Source organism: Paraburkholderia sp. RL18-085-BIA-A (assembly GCF_046027075.1).
Lineage (GTDB): Bacteria > Pseudomonadota > Gammaproteobacteria > Burkholderiales > Burkholderiaceae > Paraburkholderia.
This window is the reverse complement of the sequence record NZ_JARESU010000552.1, coordinates 1-655: the sequence shown is the minus strand read 5'-3', so window position 1 is coordinate 655 and position 655 is coordinate 1. Positions and strand designations below refer to the sequence as shown.

Here is a 655-nt window from a genome sequence, read left to right as displayed (position 1 = left end):
AATGCGCTTGAAGCCGTCGGGCGGCACGTGCAGCAGGAAGCGGCGGATGAATTCGTCGGCCTCAAGCGTCATGGTCTTCGCTGCGGCGGGGTGTTTATAGTCTTTCCACCGGAAGGTGACGTGGCCGTCGTCGAAGCTGACCAGCCGGTTGTTCGAGATGGCCACGCGGTGGGTGTAGCGGCCCAGATAGTCGAGTACGTGCCGGGCGTCGCCGAACGGAGGCTTCGCATAGACGACCCACTCGGCTAGTGCGGCCGGCGCGAGAAAGGCGGCGAACGCCTGAACGTCGGCGAGCGGCGCAAGCTGGCCGTAGAAATGCAGTGCGCCGGTGTCGAAGGCATGGCGCAGCTGTGCGAGAAACAGACGCCGGAACAGCCGTGAGAGCACCCGCACGGGCAGGAAGAAACCGGGGCGACAGGCGATCCAGTGTTCGCCGTCCGGGGCGATGCCGCCGCCCGGTACCACGCAGTGCACGTGCGGATGGTGTTGCAGGTTCTGCCCCCAGGTATGCAGGACCGTGATGAAGCCGATTTCGGCGCCCAGGTGTTTCGGATCGGCGGCGACCGTGCGCAGGGTTTCGGCGCTGGTGCGGAACAGGATGTCGTAGAGCACGCGTTTGTTCTGCCAGGCGAGCGCCGCGATGGGCTCGGGCAGC

At 66.1% G+C, this 655-nt stretch carries 1 protein-coding gene; it reads right to left on the bottom strand.

The genetic code is table 11. The features are described 5' to 3' along the window. Window positions 1–655 (bottom strand): IS91 family transposase (locus P0D89_RS53790; protein WP_408379775.1); only part of this gene is annotated, 655 nt, incomplete at both ends.